16 protein-coding genes are annotated in these 17,934 nt (G+C 40.2%); 7 read left to right on the top strand and 9 right to left on the bottom strand.

Annotation, left to right across the window (positions count from 1 at the left end):
- Nucleotides 1-2 precede the first annotated feature (2 nt).
- Entirely contained in the window at nucleotides 3-2,081 is a 2,079-nt protein-coding gene (locus CIK86_RS12845) for a TonB-dependent receptor (protein ID WP_086997084.1), read from the top strand.
- A gap of 88 nt (nucleotides 2,082-2,169) precedes the next feature.
- On the opposite strand, the gene CIK86_RS12850 is transcribed toward CIK86_RS12845, so the two are convergent.
- Nucleotides 2,170-3,075: a DUF808 domain-containing protein gene (locus CIK86_RS12850; RefSeq protein WP_086997087.1), complete on the bottom strand. Its 906-nt coding sequence runs from the start codon at nucleotides 3,073-3,075 to the stop codon at nucleotides 2,170-2,172.
- Nucleotides 3,076-3,215: 140 nt separating this feature from the next.
- Between CIK86_RS12850 and CIK86_RS12855 the strand changes: the two genes are divergently transcribed.
- From CIK86_RS12855 to CIK86_RS12870, 4 genes are all read left to right on the top strand, one after another.
- Nucleotides 3,216-3,497 (top strand): MliC family protein, encoded by a 282-nt coding sequence (locus CIK86_RS12855; RefSeq protein WP_086997005.1) that lies wholly within the window; start codon nucleotides 3,216-3,218, stop codon nucleotides 3,495-3,497.
- A gap of 160 nt (nucleotides 3,498-3,657) precedes the next feature.
- Nucleotides 3,658-5,124, top strand: coding sequence for a 4-hydroxy-3-polyprenylbenzoate decarboxylase (gene ubiD, locus CIK86_RS12860; protein WP_011326832.1), 1,467 nt, complete (start codon nucleotides 3,658-3,660; stop codon nucleotides 5,122-5,124).
- 100 nt (nucleotides 5,125-5,224) lie between these two features.
- A complete protein-coding gene (gene fre, locus CIK86_RS12865; RefSeq protein WP_011326831.1) occupies nucleotides 5,225-5,938 on the top strand; it encodes an NAD(P)H-flavin reductase in 714 nt (237 codons plus the stop codon).
- Nucleotides 5,939-6,113: 175 nt separating this feature from the next.
- Nucleotides 6,114-6,524, top strand: coding sequence for a CBS domain-containing protein (locus CIK86_RS12870; protein ID WP_011326830.1), 411 nt, complete (start codon nucleotides 6,114-6,116; stop codon nucleotides 6,522-6,524).
- Nucleotides 6,525-6,620: 96 nt separating this feature from the next.
- Here CIK86_RS12870 and add read toward each other — a convergent pair whose 3' ends face one another.
- From add to cyaY, 8 genes are all read right to left on the bottom strand, one after another.
- Entirely contained in the window at nucleotides 6,621-7,622 is a 1,002-nt protein-coding gene (add, locus tag CIK86_RS12875; protein ID WP_011326829.1) for an adenosine deaminase, read from the bottom strand.
- A gap of 127 nt (nucleotides 7,623-7,749) precedes the next feature.
- The gene (locus CIK86_RS12880; RefSeq protein ID WP_086997008.1) at nucleotides 7,750-10,440 is read right to left on the bottom strand and encodes a CHASE domain-containing protein; all 2,691 of its coding nucleotides are present in this window, start codon (nucleotides 10,438-10,440) and stop codon (nucleotides 7,750-7,752) included.
- A gap of 49 nt (nucleotides 10,441-10,489) precedes the next feature.
- Entirely contained in the window at nucleotides 10,490-11,596 is a 1,107-nt protein-coding gene (locus CIK86_RS12885; protein ID WP_011326827.1) for a heme biosynthesis HemY N-terminal domain-containing protein, read from the bottom strand.
- A complete protein-coding gene (locus CIK86_RS12890; protein WP_086997011.1) occupies nucleotides 11,593-13,443 on the bottom strand; it encodes a uroporphyrinogen-III C-methyltransferase in 1,851 nt (616 codons plus the stop codon). Before CIK86_RS12890 ends, CIK86_RS12885 begins: the two co-directional genes overlap by 4 nt.
- Nucleotides 13,443-14,381 (bottom strand): hydroxymethylbilane synthase, encoded by a 939-nt coding sequence (hemC, locus tag CIK86_RS12895; protein ID WP_011326825.1) that lies wholly within the window; start codon nucleotides 14,379-14,381, stop codon nucleotides 13,443-13,445. Before hemC ends, CIK86_RS12890 begins: the two co-directional genes overlap by 1 nt.
- A 36-nt stretch (nucleotides 14,382-14,417) precedes the next feature.
- Nucleotides 14,418-15,323 carry a DUF2914 domain-containing protein gene (locus CIK86_RS12900; RefSeq protein ID WP_086997014.1) on the bottom strand — a complete coding sequence of 302 codons (906 nt, stop codon included), beginning with the start codon at nucleotides 15,321-15,323 and terminating at the stop codon, nucleotides 14,418-14,420.
- A 22-nt stretch (nucleotides 15,324-15,345) separates the two neighbouring features.
- Nucleotides 15,346-16,002 carry an alpha/beta fold hydrolase gene (locus CIK86_RS12905; RefSeq protein ID WP_041454309.1) on the bottom strand — a complete coding sequence of 219 codons (657 nt, stop codon included), beginning with the start codon at nucleotides 16,000-16,002 and terminating at the stop codon, nucleotides 15,346-15,348.
- Nucleotides 15,999-16,322 (bottom strand): iron donor protein CyaY, encoded by a 324-nt coding sequence (cyaY, locus tag CIK86_RS12910; RefSeq protein ID WP_011326822.1) that lies wholly within the window; start codon nucleotides 16,320-16,322, stop codon nucleotides 15,999-16,001. The genes CIK86_RS12905 and cyaY overlap by 4 nt, the downstream gene beginning before the upstream one ends.
- A 147-nt stretch (nucleotides 16,323-16,469) precedes the next feature.
- Here cyaY and CIK86_RS12915 point away from each other — a divergent pair, with 147 nt between their 5' ends.
- Nucleotides 16,470-16,664 carry a lipoprotein gene (locus CIK86_RS12915; RefSeq protein ID WP_086997017.1) on the top strand — a complete coding sequence of 65 codons (195 nt, stop codon included), beginning with the start codon at nucleotides 16,470-16,472 and terminating at the stop codon, nucleotides 16,662-16,664.
- Nucleotides 16,665-17,918: a diaminopimelate decarboxylase gene (gene lysA / locus CIK86_RS12920; RefSeq protein WP_011326820.1), complete on the top strand. Its 1,254-nt coding sequence runs from the start codon at nucleotides 16,665-16,667 to the stop codon at nucleotides 17,916-17,918. It abuts the gene before it with no gap.
- Nucleotides 17,919-17,934 lie beyond the last annotated feature (16 nt).

Genomic DNA, 17,934 nt, shown 5'->3' on the forward strand with positions numbered 1-17,934 from the left:
TAATGAAACTAAGCCCACTTTTTATCGCACTGCTAGCAAGTACTACTGCGAGTGTTTATGCAAACGCAACAGATATAGAACATATAGAAGTAAAAGGAAGTTATTTTAATGACTATAAAGTAGACAATGCTAATGGCGCAATGAGAACGTCAGCTTCGTTACTTGATACCGCACAGTCGGTTACCGTTATTACCGACACCATAGTAAATGAACAACTCGCAACTACGTTAGGTGAAGTACTTACTAACGATGCCAGCTTAACGCCAGGTTCAAAGCAACGTAACCGTGAAGTATTTAATTTACGTGGGTTTGAACTGAGTTCATCTACAGGTTACTTGCGTGACGGCCATCAGCACTGGTCGCACTACCAACAACCTATCGAAATATTACAACAAGTTGAAGTTATTAAAGGCCCATCAAGTATTTTATATGGCCAATCGGGTCCTGGTGGCTTGGTTAATATGGTCACTAAAAAACCCACGTCACAAACATTATTTAAAGCCAGTGCCGATGTTGATCAACATGGTTCAACTCGCTTCATGCTGGATGCGGGCGGTGCACTTACTGAGTCGGAAGATTTACGTGCTCGCGGTATTTTAGTAAAGCAAGATGTTGATTATTGGCGTGAATACCAAAATGGTGAAAACCGTGAACGCGATCGCTTTTTAGGTGCATTAATTGTTGATTACGATATTAGCGATAACGCCTTAGTACGCGTACATTACGACCGCACAGATGACGAAGCCGGTTTAGATACGGGTGCCTGGATTGATAGTAATGCCAATGTAATTGGCGACGATAAAACAATTCGCGATATGTCTTGGGCGTTTACAGATATAACGGTAGAAAACCTAGGTGTTGACCTAGAAGTGTTTTTAACCGAAAACTGGCAAGTAAAACTTGGTTACAACGAGCAAACATTTGAGCGTCAACGTTTTGAGTCTGCGCCAAGTATGCCAAGTGGATTTGTTGAAGGCGACAGCTACACCTCAGAACCTTACGATCGTTTTGATGATTGGCAGTTTAAAACCGCCTTTGTTGACTTTATTGGTGAATTTGAAACCTTTGGTATTCAGCATCAATTTTTAATTGGCGCAAATTCGCTTGATTATTATTATGCTCAGTTAAGAGCTGACAGTACTTCATTTCCCTTCACTCTAGGCGATAGCGAGCCAGGTCGTCCAGATATCAGCTATAAAACGCCAAATAGAACAAGCGAAAGTGAATATGACTATTACGGTGTATATGCTCAAGACTTAATTAGCTTTTCGCCAGAGTGGCAAGTGTCAATTGGTGGTCGCTACGATAAACAAAACAAAGAAGGTGCAGATAACGAATCATTCGTGCCCAAATTTGCTGTGCTGTATCATCCCAATGCATCTGCAACTATTTATGCTAGCTACTCAGAAGGCTTTGAGCCACAAGGTAGCGATACTCTTGATGAGCCTCTGGATATAAATGACGGCATGAAACTTGACGCTGTTACATCTGAGCAAAAAGAAATTGGTATTAAATGGCAGTTATTTGATGACCGCTTAATGCTTACAGGTGCCATTTTCGACATAAGTAAAAATAACACGCTTGTTACTGAACAACTAAGCCCGGCGATTGGTTCATTCACAACTAAAACAACCCAAGTAGGCGAACAACGCCATAAAGGTTTTGAGCTAAGCGCACAAGGTGCCGCTACTGACCGCTTATTTGTAATGGCATCAACTATGTACTTAGATGCCAACTACGAGCGCGACGCAACATTGCAAGGTAAGCGCCCTACCGATGCCCCTAAATGGTCTGCATCACTTTGGACTCGTTACGAATTAAACGACGTAATTGCATTAAACGCAGGTGCATTTTACGAAGGCGAACGCTTTGCCGACAATGCCAATACCGTTACTAAAGATGCCTACACCCGCGTAGATGTGGGTGCAACGTATAAAATAAACTTAAACAATACCGACGTTAACTTACGCCTAAATATTGAAAACTTATTTGATACAAACTACCTAGCAGGCGGTGGTTTAAATAATGTAACCATAGGTGAAGGCGCGAGCGTACGCTTAGCAGCACAATTTAGCTTTTAATTAATACAGCCCATACACATTTAACTGTATGGGCTTATTTAACTATACGGTTGTTAAACAGGCAATAATTGTAAGGTGTGAATTAGCGCTATTTTTTGAATATTTTTAAATAAGCTAAATGTACAAGCACAACAACTAAGCCTGCTATAACACCTAATAAGCCATCAAATATAAGTGGTGCCAGCACTTCACCTGTAGTACCTACAATTGTTTGCCCATAATTGGTTACCGCTATTTGAATATGATGCAAAGCTTTAATGCCATGCACTAAAATGCCGCCGCCCACTAAAAACATTGCAACTGTACCCGCAAATGCTAAAAACTGCATAAGCCGTGGTGCTGCCGCTAACAACCCTTTGCCTAGTATTTCTTTAAATTTATTAGCCGATAGCTTAGATTGATTAAGTAAATATAGACCTGCATCATCAAGCTTCACAATTCCTGCAACTAAGCCATAAACGCCAATAGTCATAATTATGGCAATAACACACAATACCAATGCCTGATTTATTAATGTAGCAGCTGCAACTGTGCCAAGCGTAATTACTATGATCTCAGCAGAAAGTATAAAGTCGGTTCTAATCGCACCTTTAACTTTTTGCTTCTCGTATTCTACTAGGTCTAATTTGTCGCCCTCACTTTCGCTTTTATCATCATGAGGCAAAAACTTGGCAAATACTTTTTCTGCGCCCTCAAAACATAAAAATAATCCACCTAACATTAATAAAGGCGTAATTAACCAAGGTAACCATACACTTATTAATAACGCCGCAGGTACTAATATTGCTTTATTTAAAAACGATCCTTTTGCTACCGCCCACACCACAGGTAGCTCACGCTCTGCAGCTACACCGGTAACTTGTTGAGCATTAAGCGCTAAGTCATCACCTAATACACCCGCTGTTTTTTTTGTAGCAACTTTACTCATAGTTGCAATGTCATCTAGTAGCACAGTAATGTCGTCTAATAAGGTTAAAAGATTAGTACCTGCCATATAAATACCTAGCTTAAAAATAATATTATTAACATAACTTAAAGCCGCATTTTCACCAACGGTTAATTTTGCTTTGCTATGCTGATTAAAATTAATACGCAAATATCGATAATTACTTGCTGTTTGCACTGGAGATATAAATGAAAGCGCTGCTGATAATCGCATTAACTGTATTAGGCTTATCTGCTTGTAATGAGCCCACAATTAACACTCGTTATCTATGTAATCAAAAAGAAGCCACGCTTAGCGTTATCAATGATCAAACAGCAGCACTAACACTTAATAATAATACTTATCAGCTTAGCCGAGAAAAAAGCGCCTCAGGTAATAAATACATAAATAAAAATGTGTTGTTTTGGAGTAAAGATAGCGAAGCCATGCTTATTATTGAAGGGACAAAATACCACTGCCTACAACAGTAGGTAGTACAATAAAACTAATAAAATTAAACCGTGATAAAACAAGTTTAGTGATACAAAGTAACTGCATTTTTCCAAGTGCTAATAGCTAAGTAACTGAGCATGCAATTTTACGTTACTTGGGTATAATACTTTTAACTTTATTGCTTAATAGCGGCCCACAATGAAATACAAAGATCTTCGTGATTTTATCGATTTACTTGAAAAAAGAGGTGAGCTTAAACGCATCACTCAAGAAATCGACCCGTATCTTGAAATGACCGAAATAGCCGACCGTACATTACGTGCTAAAGGCCCTGCGTTATTATTTGAAAACCCTAAAGGTTACGATATTCCGGTATTGGCTAACTTATTTGGCACACCCAAGCGTGTTGCCATGGGTATGGGCCAAGAAGATGTAAGCGAATTACGTGAAGTTGGCAAGCTTTTGGCTTTTTTAAAAGAACCAGAGCCACCAAAAGGCATTAAAGAAGCGCTAGGGCAAATACCTGTTTATAAACAAGTGCTTAATATGCCAGCAAAAGAAGTAAAAAAAGCCCCCTGCCAAGAAGTTATTTTACAAGGTGATGAGGTCGATTTAACTAAGCTGCCTATTCAACATTGCTGGCCAGGTGATGCTGCACCGTTAATTACTTGGGGCCTTACCGTTACTAAAGGGCCTTATAAAAAGCGCCAAAATTTAGGAATATACCGCCAACAACTGTTAGGCAAAAATAAAATTATTATGCGCTGGTTGTCTCACCGTGGCGGCGCGCTTGATTTTCAAGAGTGGTGTAAAGAAAATCCAGGCCAACCGTACCCGGTATCTGTGGCATTGGGCGCCGATCCGGCAACTATATTAGGTGCAGTAACCCCTGTACCCGACACATTAAGCGAGTACGCTTTTGCAGGCTTACTGCGCGGCAGTAAAACTGAAGTAGTTAAATCAATATCAAACGATTTACAAGTACCCGCAAGCGCCGAAATAGTACTTGAAGGCTACATAATGCCAGGTGAAATGGCACCTGAAGGTCCGTATGGCGATCACACTGGTTATTATAACGAAGTTGATGACTTTCCGGTGATGACAGTAACCCATATGACCCACCGTAAAAACCCTATTTACCACAGTACCTTTACCGGCCGCCCGCCTGATGAGCCTGCTATTTTAGGGGTGGCATTAAACGAAGTATTTGTACCTATTTTACAAAAACAATTCCCTGAAATTGTTGATTTTTACTTGCCACCAGAAGGCTGCTCGTACCGCATGGCTATTGTTACCATGAAAAAACAATATCCTGGCCATGCAAAACGCGTAATGATGGGAGTGTGGTCTTACTTACGTCAATTTATGTATACCAAGTTTGTTATTGTGTGCGATGACGATATTAACGCCCGAGATTGGGAAGATGTTATTTGGGCTATTACTACGCGTATGGATCCCGCCCGCGACACCACTTTAATAGAAAATACACCAATTGATTATTTAGATTTTGCGTCACCGGTTTCTGGCCTTGGCTCTAAAATGGGTATGGATGCAACGAACAAATGGCCTGGCGAAACAAACCGTGAATGGGGCGAGCCGATTGAGATGGATAAAGCCACCAAAGATCGCGTAGACGACATTTGGCAGAGCCTCAACATTCTCTAATATCCTAGACCAATAGGCTATAAAACAACCCTGCAGATATGCTAGAATCAACACATTCTATTGCGTATCTGCTATGAAAAGCGCTGCTAAAAGGTAAAAAATGCAAACATTAAAAGCTGAAGTTGTTGCTATCAGCCCACTTACAGAATTTGTTCATAAAGTAATTTTAAAACCACAACAACCGGTTTCGTTTGAAGCAGGCCAATACATGCATCTTGTATTGAGCGAAAATGACAAGCGTGCATTTTCGATTGCCAGCCGCCCTTCACAATGCGATCAAATAGAGTTACATATTGGCGCTTCGGGAACCGATACATATGCAATGCAGTCGCTTGAACATTTACGCAATGCACTTAACGAAAAGCAGCTAATAGAGATAGAAGCAGGCTTAGGTATATCGCAACTTCGTTTACAGTGTGAACGTCCAATTATTTTACTTGCTGGCGGTACTGGGTTTTCATATGCAAAATCAATGGCTGATCACCTAGCTGAAATTAGCTGCGACCGCCCGGTATTATTATACTGGGGCGTAAGAGAAGAATCGGCACTTTATGCACACCGCGAAATGCAAGTGTGGGCCGATAGCCACAAAAACTTTCAGTTTATTCCGGTAGTAGAAAACCCATCGCCTGATTGGCAAGGACATACCGGTTATGTACACAAAGCCGTAATGCAAGATATAGTATCGCTAGCGCCTTACGATATTTACATGGCTGGACGTTTTGACATGATAGGCATAGTTCGTGACGATTTTATTGCTCATGGTGCTATTCGCGAAAACATGTACGCAGATGCGTTTGCATTTATTAAATAATTGCACTTAACGCTCTCATTTCAAATATTAAGGCATCTAAATAGGTGCCTTAATTGTTTTTATAACAATAAATAATTAATAGTTAAAATCTATCAACATCATCAACATAAACAATTTCCTAAAAGTCGATCTATAAACCATACTTTGTATAGAACATTCAGCGGGAGAGACCCATATGCTAAATACAAAAGTAAAAGACTTTATGCAACACAAGTTGCCAAACATTACCCCAGATACCGAAATGACCACTGCCATTGCAGAGCTGCAAAAATTTAAATTACTTGGTGCCCCAGTATTCGATAGCAATAAATTTTTAGTTGGCTTTATCTCTGAGCAAGAGCTGCTTAAACCACTCATGCAAAGCAGTTATTTTTGTGATGGGGTGGTGAAAGTATCGCAACTAATGCAAACAGAAGTCGTGACTGTAAATGGCGACACCAACATTATTGAACTTGCTGAGCAAATGAGACCCGGTAAACCGAAAAATTACCCTGTGGTTGACGGCGAAAAAGTAATAGGAATGATCAGCAGAGCCGATATTCTCAAAGCCCTTTACGATAACTACCTAGCTTGTCAAACACACTAAAAACACTAATTTATAAATACTTCACCTGAACTCTGGTTACTTAGATACAAAAATGCCGCTATTAATAGCGGCATTTTTTATACTAATAATATTAAATTAGCGCGTACTTGCCATTGTTAGCAGTGCTTTTTTATCGCTGTAACTTAAGTAGGCTATTTCAAGCGCATTAGCTTGCGCTTTTTCTATATCGGCTTGTGATAAACCAGCTTGTGGCGCTGCCACTAAGTATTCGTGTTCAATTTCAATACCTTCAACCGCTGGATCATCGGTATTAATACAAGCCAAAATACCATGATCTAAAAACTGTTTTAGCGGATGCTGAGCTAAATCATTTACGGTACTGGTTTGTATATTACTAGTTAAGCACGACTCAATACCAATACGCTTATCGCGCAGATAGTTCATTAATTCAATATCTTCAATTGCTTTAACGCCATGGCCTATACGGCTCGCACCTAGCTCGTTAATTGCTTGCCAAATACTTGGTGCACCTAGTGCTTCACCGGCATGAATTGTTGCTGCTAAGTATGCGTCGTGTACTTGCTTAAAATGCTCTACAAATAACTCACCCGGAAAACCAATTTCATCACCGGCTAAATCTACAGCCACTAAATCGTCTTTAAAAGCGAGTAAGGCATCAAGCTCTTGTTGGCAAACTTTTACGCCATAAGTGCGTGATAAAATACCAATTAAATTAGCTTTTACATTAGCGCCTTTGGTTGCCGACTTAATGCCATCTATTACCGCCTCAACCACACCTTGAGGGTGTAAACCTTGGCTTTGTGCCATATAGTAAGGGCTAAAGCGCAGCTCAACATAATCAAGCCCTTGGGCTTGTGCATCTTCAATATTTTCAATCGCTATACGTCTACAAGCATCGTAGTCACCTAATACAGTTACACCCCAATCTAATTTTTGTAAAAATGCCATCAGGTTTGGCTCAGGATCAATGACTTGTACATGAGGGATAAGTGCTGCAACGTTATCAGCAGGCAAAGTTATATTAAACTGACGACCAAGTTCTAATATGGTTTGCGCTCGTACATTACCATCTAAATGGCGATGAATATCTAGCAAAGGTAGTTTTCTATTGATCATAGTAGCAACTCAGTTAGGTTAAAATTGCGCGCATAATACGCAGCTATAGTAATAATTCAAGTCTAGTTTATTTAAAATATACTTTTGAGGCCATATGTCTGCTTTTTATGCAAAAAAGCAGATGATTTTATTTTTCTATCGCCGCTAAATAATGCCAAAGAGCTTTAAACAAAATATTCGCATCTATTGGTTTCGTTATATAGCTATTCATTCCACAGGCAAGCGCTTTTTTAACATCGTCATCATGGGCATTAGCCGATAAACCTATAATAGGCAAATCTAATAAGCCTAGCTCATTACGTATTACCTTGGTTGCTTGTAAGCCGTCCATTTTGGGCATTTGAATGTCCATAAGGACAATGTCGTAACTTTTTTCAGTTAACATTTCAATTGCGGCAAAGCCATCATTAGCAATATCAGCAACACACCCTTTGGTTTTTAAAATGGCAGTGGCTACATGTTGGTTTAACGAGTTATCCTCAACTAAAAGTACTGCGCTGTTCGCAAATGATACGTTTTCTATTTCCACGTCACTAAAGCTTTGCTCACTTTTCTCTACTTTAGGTAAAGGGGAGTTAAGCGGTAAACTAAAGGTAAATGTTGAACCTTGCCCTGCAGTGCTTTTTAAATCTATAGCGCCACCCATAAGCTCAACTAGCTTTTTACAAATACTGAGGCCCAACCCTGTACCGCCATATTGGCGTGACGTAGAGTTATCTGCTTGAGCAAAAGGCCTAAATAATTTCTTTTGTGCCTCTTTACTAATACCAATACCTGTATCGCTTACACTTAAATAGGTCATGGTTTTCGATTGCCAAATTTTCAGTGTAATACTCCCTTGAGCAGTAAATTTAACCGCATTATTGAGTAAATTTAGTAGCACTTGCTTTAAACGAATAGCATCGGTGTTAATCATCAAGTTTGTATTTTTATCATAATCTAGCTTTATTTCTAACGACTTAACATTTACTTCAAATTGTATTAAGTTAATTATCTCTTCAGCCAAGCGCCCTATATCTACGGGTTCTTGCATTAAATCAAGTTTACCTGCCTCCATTTTAGAAAAATCGAGTAAGTCATTTAATACTCTAAGTAACACCCCTAACGCACCATCAGCTTGCTCTATGTAAGTACGGGCTTGTTGCCAATCATTTTGTTGTAACGCTAAGTAGTGTAAGCCTTTAATACCATTAATTGGCGTGCGCACTTCGTGGCTCATATTCGCTAAAAACTGGCTTTTTATTTGACTCGCTTCATCAGCTTTTTGCTTTTCTTGGCGTAATGTGCGCGTTTGCCTAGCAACTTGCTCGCGTATTTGAACATTTGTGCCTGTAACAGAAATTAAAAATGCTACCAGTAACCAAACAAACAGCATCCCCACTATTTGTGCCAACCAATATATTAACCAGGAGGTTGTAACTAAGGGCTCGTGCAACTCAACCTGCCACATACGGTTACCAATGAGTAGCTGGTAGGACTTTAACAAGTCCATTGACTCGTTGTTGGCAATATAAATAGCGTGAGTATTATTGGTATTGTTAATATCTAAAAAGCTTGCTGTAACTAAGTTTTCATGATCAAAAAGCAACGACTGCGATAGTTTTTTTAAGCTCACTACCGCAACGGCAAAACCTTTAAAGTCATCTTCAGTCTCTATACTTCCAAATACAGGATGCAAAAATAACACCCCTAACTCAGCCTGGTTTTGCACCAACTTAACCGGTTGGCTAATGACCATTTCGTTAAGCGTTTTTGACTGATTTAATGCCTCTTGCATAAAGTCGTTTGATGCTAAATCAAAGCCAATAGCATCTTCATTGCCTTTTAATGGGTATGCGTACCTAATTGGATAATATACATCTCGCTCAGCAACGGCCTGCCATTGGTTGGTTGGTGATTTTTCTTTTACAAAAAAATGTTCAACATCGGCTAGTTGCGTCATTTGTTGATATTCTAACAGCGCACTTTTAGGAACATACGGTACCCATTCAAACGCCAATATTTCTTCGCTGTAGCTTAACTGTTTTGCCGTAAATTGCCGAAACTCTTTAAAGCTCACATCTTCACTGCTCGAAAAAAAAGTAGCCAGTAAAGCCAAGTGTGCAGAGATTTCATCTAATTTATGAGTAATTGAGTCTTGTACAGCTAATGTTTTTATCTCTTGTTTTTGAATGTTTTTTTCTTTTTTAACACTGGCAGCACCATAAAAGCTAACACTAATAAGAATGTAAATAAGTAAAGAAGGCAGGATAACTTGTAGCCGGTATCGCATCACTGAGTAATTAAATGCAGCCAGCATCAATGGCGTAAAAATGAGCACCCCAATACTGTCGCCAATCCACCACGCAATAAAACTATCTAGCGCGGCATGTTGAGCAATTATATTATTAAAAACAAGTAAGCTGGTGCCGACACTAGCACCAATAATACAACATACAGGGCCGGCTATAATTAAGCTTTGTACACTATGTTTTAGTGACGATAAATCGAGGGGGGCTTTAATAACTTTAATTATTATTTGCGCGCCAAGCCATGCTTGAAAAACAACAGCGATAGCAATTGCAGCGGCTTGGAAAAAAACTTGCCAGTTTAATATATCAACAACATTATCAAGGTGAATTAAGCTAGTAAGTAATGCACCAACAAAAATACCTAAAAAAGACTTACGGCCCCATAACAAAAAGCTTGCTACAGCTATGCCCGCAGGGGGCCAAGAAGCCACAGCGAAACCATCTATAGCAAGCAATAAATTACTAAAATAGCCTGTAATAAAGTAAGCGCAAGCTAAGCTAAAAGACAATTTAAACAAACCTTTCATCGCCTTTTGCTCCTTGCAATATTAAATGGTGTTTATTAAATGTAACTCATTATTTATAAAGTACCAATGCTTTATCTAGTTGTGCACTTTTTTCATAACTTAACTTTGCTTGCTGCATATATTGTTTTTTATTTTCATTATTTAGTGCTTTATCAAACACCCTTGCCGCTAGGTCGTAATCACCTTGCGCATTAGCAAGACAAGCCAAAGCGAGCAGTAATGAGTTATTTTGCTCATCTTTTTTAAGTCGATCTTGAATACTCGTTTGTAATTTACGGGCATTTGCCGTTGTTGCTTTACTTAATATGTTAGCTAATTGTGCATGTTGTTCTTCATGCTTAACCATTTTTATTAAGTCATTTTCAATTACGCTTAACTGCCCTGCAGCAGCCATTTGCGTTAAATAAGCGCTGTAGGCGTAGCTATGTAGCTTTTTAGGTAACTGCTTATATTTAGCTGTTACTTCATCAACAGGAAATGAGGCAAAATAGGCATTAAAAACGCGATGCCACTGCTCATTTGTTAGTACTTTTTTGCGTAAAAGACGCGGTAAAAATGCTTCTAAAGCACTGAAATGTTGTTGCTGCACTAGCACTTCGGTGTAAATTTTTAGCTCAAGTGCTGTCGCTTTTTTCGATTCTGCAATAACCCGTAGTTGCGACTCTATAGCGCTACTATTACCACTAGCTAGCCATAGTTTTGCTACTTTTAGTTGCTGCTCTGGGTTTATATCAAATAAGTACTCAAGGGCTTTGTCGGTTTGATTATTAGCTAGTGCCGCCTTAGCAAGCAGTGCTAAACGTATATCTTGATACTGATCAGGTACCTTGCTAGATAGCGCCTGCTCTATTTGTGCATAGTCGTCATTAATTACACTCCATAGCGCCTGCTCAATTGCAGCTTGCTTGCGCCCCTGGCTACGAGCAAAAAAACTATGCTTAGTATTGCGATAAATAGAGAATAAATAACGCACGAGTTTATAGGTTAAATAACTAACGACTAATACTGCGATTGTTAGCACGGCAAACGAAACAATTGTGCCTTCAATTGTGGTGTTGTTAAACGAAATTAGTACATAGCCTTTTTCGTCCAATAAAAAAGGGGCTGCTGCTAACACCACAACAAGTGCAATAATTAAAATGATCAACCCTATCATTTTGCCCACTCCTTAACTTGCTGCGTGCTTTGTAAGTTTACTTTAGGGTTAAAGTTTAGCTGCTCTTTTTCTAGATTAGACAGCGACTTTAAAACCATTTTTGTAACATCATCATCTTGTTTAAAGTATTCAGCCACTAAACGTTTTGCTTCGCTTAGTGCTGCAAAGTAAACACTGGCGTGCTTGCTCAATAATGCATCTTGCGCTTGCGTTATATAAAGCTTAACTCTTTGATTTACCAGGTGTCGCTGTTGTTCACTTAATAATGGCTCTATAGCAACGCCTTCACGATGACGAATAGTAATAAAACCATCTAAAAATTGATCCCAACTATTTTTTAAGTTTTGCTGCCAATCGCTAAGATCTTCACTTAATACCTTGTCATCAATTTTTGCTACTTCTTCAGGCAGGTTCACCGCATTAAATACCAATTCATCAATATTTTTCAGCACACTACTAAGCTGTAAATAAATAGCTTCAACGGCAATTGGTTTTATGGCATCTAAGGTTTGTATGTCTTGTGTAATGGCTTGGCGCACTGTAATTGTACCGGGGTGATCGCTAAGTAAAGCATCTAAACGTTTTAATACAGCGCTAGTTCCTTGATAGTCGTTTTCGGCCCACAACTTAAACTCAGCCATGCGCTGCAAGCTGGTAACTTCTTGTGGATTTAAAGACGAGCCTTGCTGCTGCGCTTGTTGCAAGGCAGCCTTTAGTTCTTGCTGGTTTTTTGTAGTACTTTCGCGCATTGCAGCTGTTACTTTTTGCTCAGACGTTAATAGTGTCTGTTGCAAATTAGCTTGAGCTAACTTAAGTGCTTGTAGCTCTTGTTGTAGTAATTTATTTTGCTCATTTAACTGATTAACAACTAAGCTTTGCGTCTTGCTCGCGTTGAGCTTTTGATAAAACTCAAAGCCAACTCCAGAGGCAACAATTAATGAAATAATAAGAGCTAAGCTCCCAACTTTACTTACTCGTTGCTTAGTGTTGCCAGCCTTATCAGTTGCTTTAAGCGTATCGCTTTTAGCCGTAGCTTTGCCATTGTTGGCTGTTGCATTAGTCGTTTTTTGCGCTGCTTTATCTACCGTTGACGGTACTGACTGTTCGCTCATTTTGCTACCTTGCTGATTAATGCAGGTAAACATAGCGTTATCGCTAGCTCCTGCTGCAATATGTATATTAGCCGAACTTACCTGATGCTGCTGTAAATAAGCGCCTATACGCTCACTAGCTACATAAAATCGGCACTGTTGTAACCATTGTCTTTGGGGTGCAGCAAGGTTTTTAAAAATAGCATCAACCGCCGCATTACTTGTTATGACTATACCGTGTACATTCTGGCTTTGCCAGTGGTCTATCCAGTTGTTAGGCTCAGGGTCTATGGGAGTACGCTGATACACTACGCAGTTATTTAAAAAGGCACCACGCTGCTTTAGTGTTTTAGCTATATCAGGACGCCCCCCTATTCCTTTAACCAATACAATATTACAGCTATCAACATCGGCAAGCGATTTAAGCGCTAATAACCCCTCTGAGTCGTGCTGTTTAGGAACAGCCGCTCGCACGCCAAACACCTCATAAATAGTGTCGGCTGTTTGTTGGCCAACCCCATAAAATTGCGCTTTTATATTAATATCTGGCTTTAATTCACTCAGCGCCAAAACCGCATCTTGCGACACAAAAATAATTTTATCGGCATTAGTTAATGGGCTGAGCTCAATACTATCGGGGGTTAAATACTCTATTTTTAATACGGGAAATAAAGACGCTTGATAACCCGCTTGCTCAAGTTGTTGTGCAAGGGCTGCGCCTTTTCCTTGGGGACGAGTTATCAAGATATTTAACATTACGCGTCTCTATATACTTCAGCTAATATTCTGTCTGCACCTTGAGCCAATAACATTTTAGCCAGCTCAACCCCTAGTTTTTCTGCGTCATTAACGTGGCCGCTAACTTCATCACGTAAAATTTCGCTACCATCTATTGCGCCTACTAAACCACGTAAGTGCACTTGATCGCCGTTAACTAGCGCATAAGCACCAATTGGCACCTGACACCCACCTTCTAAATGGCGGTTCATAGCGCGCTCGGCATTTACCCGAATACGTGTTTCGCTGTGCTCAAGTGGAGCAAGTAATGCTTTTATTGCTTCGTCATCAGTACGACACTCAATACCTACAGCACCTTGTCCATTGGCAGGCAATGACACTTCTGGCTCAATATAAGCACGAATGCGGTCTTTCATTTCTAAACGGATCAAGCCTGCTGCTGCTAAAATAATTGCGTCGTATTGGCCTGAATCTAATTTTGCTAAGCGTGTATTTACGTTACCGCGAAGGTCATGAATTTTTAGATCTGGACGTGATGCGCGTATTTGACACTGACGACGTAAGCTTGAAGTGCCCACAATTGCACCTTGTGGCAGCTCGTCAATATTGGCAAAGTTATTTGATACAAAAGCATCACGTGGATCTTCGCGCTCACAAATAGTGTGTAGTGTTAACCCTTCTGGAAACTCTACAGGCATATCTTTCATCGAGTGCACGGCCATATCGGCCAACCCTTCTAGCATGGCTTGTTCAAGCTCTTTAACAAATAAACCTTTACCACCAATTTTAGCTAAAGGGGTATCTAAAATAATATCGCCTTGGGTCGACATAGGCACTAATTCTACTAAAATACCTGGGTGATAATGCTCTAATTGCGCCTTTACAAATTCAGCTTGCCAAAGTGCCAATGCACTTTTACGAGTAGCAATACGCACTATATTTGTTGTTTGGGTCATAAAAAATACTCACTTAATAATTGCAATTTAGCTGGCTCAATCAGCTAATATTCTAAATTCTTTTTGAGCAATTAATTGGCCTTGCTCATCAATTACATCAACCCGCCATTGGCCTATTTGCGAGCCCATTATATTCTTGGTCGAATACGTACGATAACGAGAGGATGTTATATCTAACTCAATTTCAGCCACAATATCATCCTCAAAAAACCATACATGCTTTACCTGTTGGCCTTGTAAGTTTTTTAGCTCACTAAAAAACGATAACGTCTCGTCAAATTGACTTAAACGAATATCTGCAGCAAATACATTTACCGGCTCTCGCTTGCTTACTTTACGTGTAAGCACTGCTCGGCTTATTTTATCGGTATCTATTTGCGCGCCAAGTGCCACACTCGCTAGCTGCGCTAAAGGGGCAAAGCCCTGCGTGCTAGAGAGTGCAGTATCACTAATAGCGGCAACATCAGTATCAACTAATAAATCGGTAGTGGGTACTTGCTCAATATTAACCGGCTCTGGTGAGTTGTTTTTAATCTCAGCTTGCGGGATTACGGGTAACTCTGCCGCTGCTACTTTATCAGGCTCTGCTACTTTTTGCTCTGCAACTAAATTAATAGGCGCAACTAACAACTCACTTTCACTGTTTTGTGACGCAACTGTTGCCGAGGTATTTAGCTCTACTTGCGTTGTTTGTAATGAAGTAACAGCACGCTGGCTTATATCGTTACTTTGCGCCAACACTCTATCCTCTGGCTCATTGGGGTGTTCATCCTGCTCGGCACTAACGGCACTGGTTAAGCCATATATAACGGCAGCAGAGGTCATGAGTAGCAGCATAGAAATACTCACAATACGACGCCAATTCCACTCGTAGGTTAGTGTAGTTACACTTTCTTGTGGTTCGCGTTTAACATTTGCTTTAATAACTATTTTTTGACTCATTTTAACCTCAGCGGCTCCATTATTAGCTTAAGCGAGCAATTAACCAATGGCGAATAGCTTGCAGTTCTTCTGCGCAAACCTGGTGAGCCATAGGGTACTCTTGCCAGCTTACATCCATGCTAAGTGCTGTTAAAACTTCGAACGCACTTTTACCTGCACTAGGCGGTACTACATTATCTTGACTGCCATGCGCCATAAAAATATTTAAATCTGTGTGTAGTGCTTCATCTGCCAGCTTTTCTGGTACACACATATAGGTTGAAAGCGCCATTACACCCGCCAGCTTTTGCTCAAAACGTGGGGCTAAATGCAAAGCTACAACGCCACCTTGGGAAAAACCCGCTAAAATAATTTTATCAGCAGCAATACCATTGGCTATTTCTTGGTTAATAAGTTGCTCTACTTTAGCGGCAGAATCTCTTACACCTTGCTCATCGGCACGTTTATCTAATTCTATTGATTTAATATCATACCAAGAACGCATTTCCATGCCACCATTTATGGTGACCGGTTGTACAGGCGCGTGCGGAAAAATAAATCGCAGCCCTAGTTCATTTGGTAATTGTAACTGTGGTGCTACGGGTGCAAAACCTTCCCCCGAATCACCTAAACCGTGCAACCAAATAACGGTTGCTTTATGCTCACCTTGAGCCGGATATTCTACAAACTCTAAACTCATAACGATGATTGCCATTTAACGTCTTGGCCAGCTTGGCGAGTTGATGCCTCGTTAATAAACTGCCAAAACTCTGCGCCAGAGCGATTATCTATCCACTTATCACCACGTAATTCAAAATGATGTCCGTTAAATTTAGTCGCAACCCATACTTGGTGTAAAGGTGCTTGCTTGTTAATCACAATTTTACTGTTGTCAGGAAAAATTAGTTCTAAAATACCTTGTGCCGACTCATAATCTAAATCTGCTTCACAATCATCAACTTGTTCTTCAATTGTGAACATAAGTGCTTCGGCTAATTGGTGATATTCATGATCAGTCATGGTTAATTTCCTTTGCAGGCGAGCCGCCTAATAGTGGGTGCGTTTTTGTACAGCTAGTGTAACAGGAATAAAATCATCCGCGAATAGCTGCATTTTTTAGATATTCTGTTACTCTGCGATTATAAAGCCAGCAACACTATTAATCTAATGAAAGCGATACATACTTCACAATTTAAGCAACTAGTAATAAGCACTGTACTGCTAAGCGCATTAGCTGGCTGTGGTCAAAGCGGTCCGCTCTATTTGCCAGAGCAAAAAGCAGAACAAAATAAACCTCAAGACGTAGCTAATCCAGAAACTCAAACTGAGCAAACTAATACACCTAAAAAGCAGGAGCAATAAATGGATTTTTTTAATTATAAAAACAATCAATTATTTGCTGAAGACGTAAGCATTGCAAGTATTGCTCAGCAATATGGTACGCCATGCTACGTTTATTCGCGAGCCACCTTTGAGCGCCATTATTTAGCCTTTGCTAATGCTACTAAAAACCATAAATCCCTGGTGTGCTACGCCGTTAAAGCCAACTCTAATATTGCGGTACTCAATATATTAGCGCGTTTAGGGTCGGGCTTCGACATTGTATCTAAGGGTGAACTGGCGCGAGTAATTAAAGCCGGTGGCGACGCCTCCAAAGTGGTGTTTTCGGGTGTGGCTAAAACAGCAGACGAAATAGCCTATGCATTAAAGCTCGGAATTAAATGCTTTAATGTTGAGTCGGTCTCGGAGCTAGAACGTATTTCAGAAGTGGCCTGTGAGCTAAATTTAGCAGCGCCTATTTCTATTCGCGTTAACCCCGATATAGATGCAAAAACGCATCCGTATATTTCTACCGGCTTAAAAGAAAACAAGTTTGGTATAGATATTCAAACAGCTGTGAGCGTGTATCAGCATGCCGCTTCACTGCCTGGATTAAACATTATTGGCGTTGATTGCCATATTGGCTCGCAACTCACCGAAACCAGACCTTTTCTTGAAGCACTTGATAAGCTACTAACGCTAATAGATGAATTAAAAGCGTGTAACATCGAGCTTACCCATTTAGATATAGGCGGTGGTTTAGGGGTAACTTATAATGACGAGCAACCTCCGCACCCTAGCGAATATGCAGCGCAAGTTACTGAGCGCCTAGTTAATTATCGCCACCTTGAGCTTATATTTGAACCCGGTCGCGCCATTGCTGCTAACGCAGGAGTTTTAGTTACTCAAGTTGAATTTATTAAACAAAACCAAGATAAGTACTTTGCTATTGTTGATGCAGGCATGAACGACATGCTGCGCCCAGCGCTTTATCAAGCATGGCAAAAAATCATTCCGGTATCGGTACGCGACGACGAAACCCCTACTCATAACTTTGATATTGTTGGCCCTGTTTGCGAAACTGGTGACTTTTTAGGTAAAGACCGCGAGTTAGCACTTAAACAAGGCGACTTACTGGTACAAAGAAGTGCCGGTGCTTATGGCTTTACTATGAGTTCAAATTATAACTCTCGTCCGCGTGTTGCAGAAATAATGGTAGATGGCAGTCAACACCATCTTATTCGCGAACGCGAAACCATAGAGAGCCTGTATCAAGGTGAGAAAATTTTACCTTAAACGTTTTTGTAAGTCC

The sequence above is a fragment of the Pseudoalteromonas sp. JB197 genome (genome assembly GCF_002332205.1).
Classification (GTDB): Bacteria; Pseudomonadota; Gammaproteobacteria; order Enterobacterales; family Alteromonadaceae; genus Pseudoalteromonas; species Pseudoalteromonas nigrifaciens.

Excerpts from the sequence above, each read along its gene's own strand:
- CIK86_RS12845 (WP_086997084.1), top strand. The coding sequence starts at position 3 with ATGAAACTAAGCCCACTTTTTATCGCACTGCTAGCAAGTACTACTGCG.
- CIK86_RS12850 (WP_086997087.1), bottom strand. The coding sequence starts at position 3,075 with ATGGCAGGTACTAATCTTTTAACCTTATTAGACGACATTACTGTGCTA.
- CIK86_RS12855 (WP_086997005.1), top strand. The coding sequence starts at position 3,216 with ATGAAAGCGCTGCTGATAATCGCATTAACTGTATTAGGCTTATCTGCT.
- ubiD (WP_011326832.1), top strand. The coding sequence starts at position 3,658 with ATGAAATACAAAGATCTTCGTGATTTTATCGATTTACTTGAAAAAAGA.
- fre (WP_011326831.1), top strand. The coding sequence starts at position 5,225 with ATGCAAACATTAAAAGCTGAAGTTGTTGCTATCAGCCCACTTACAGAA.
- CIK86_RS12870 (WP_011326830.1), top strand. The coding sequence starts at position 6,114 with ATGCTAAATACAAAAGTAAAAGACTTTATGCAACACAAGTTGCCAAAC.
- add (WP_011326829.1), bottom strand. The coding sequence starts at position 7,622 with ATGATCAATAGAAAACTACCTTTGCTAGATATTCATCGCCATTTAGAT.
- CIK86_RS12880 (WP_086997008.1), bottom strand. The coding sequence starts at position 10,440 with ATGAAAGGTTTGTTTAAATTGTCTTTTAGCTTAGCTTGCGCTTACTTT.
- CIK86_RS12885 (WP_011326827.1), bottom strand. The coding sequence starts at position 11,596 with ATGATAGGGTTGATCATTTTAATTATTGCACTTGTTGTGGTGTTAGCA.
- CIK86_RS12890 (WP_086997011.1), bottom strand. The coding sequence starts at position 13,443 with ATGTTAAATATCTTGATAACTCGTCCCCAAGGAAAAGGCGCAGCCCTT.
- hemC (WP_011326825.1), bottom strand. The coding sequence starts at position 14,381 with ATGACCCAAACAACAAATATAGTGCGTATTGCTACTCGTAAAAGTGCA.
- CIK86_RS12900 (WP_086997014.1), bottom strand. The coding sequence starts at position 15,323 with ATGAGTCAAAAAATAGTTATTAAAGCAAATGTTAAACGCGAACCACAA.
- CIK86_RS12905 (WP_041454309.1), bottom strand. The coding sequence starts at position 16,002 with ATGAGTTTAGAGTTTGTAGAATATCCGGCTCAAGGTGAGCATAAAGCA.
- cyaY (WP_011326822.1), bottom strand. The coding sequence starts at position 16,322 with ATGACTGATCATGAATATCACCAATTAGCCGAAGCACTTATGTTCACA.
- CIK86_RS12915 (WP_086997017.1), top strand. The coding sequence starts at position 16,470 with ATGAAAGCGATACATACTTCACAATTTAAGCAACTAGTAATAAGCACT.
- lysA (WP_011326820.1), top strand. The coding sequence starts at position 16,665 with ATGGATTTTTTTAATTATAAAAACAATCAATTATTTGCTGAAGACGTA.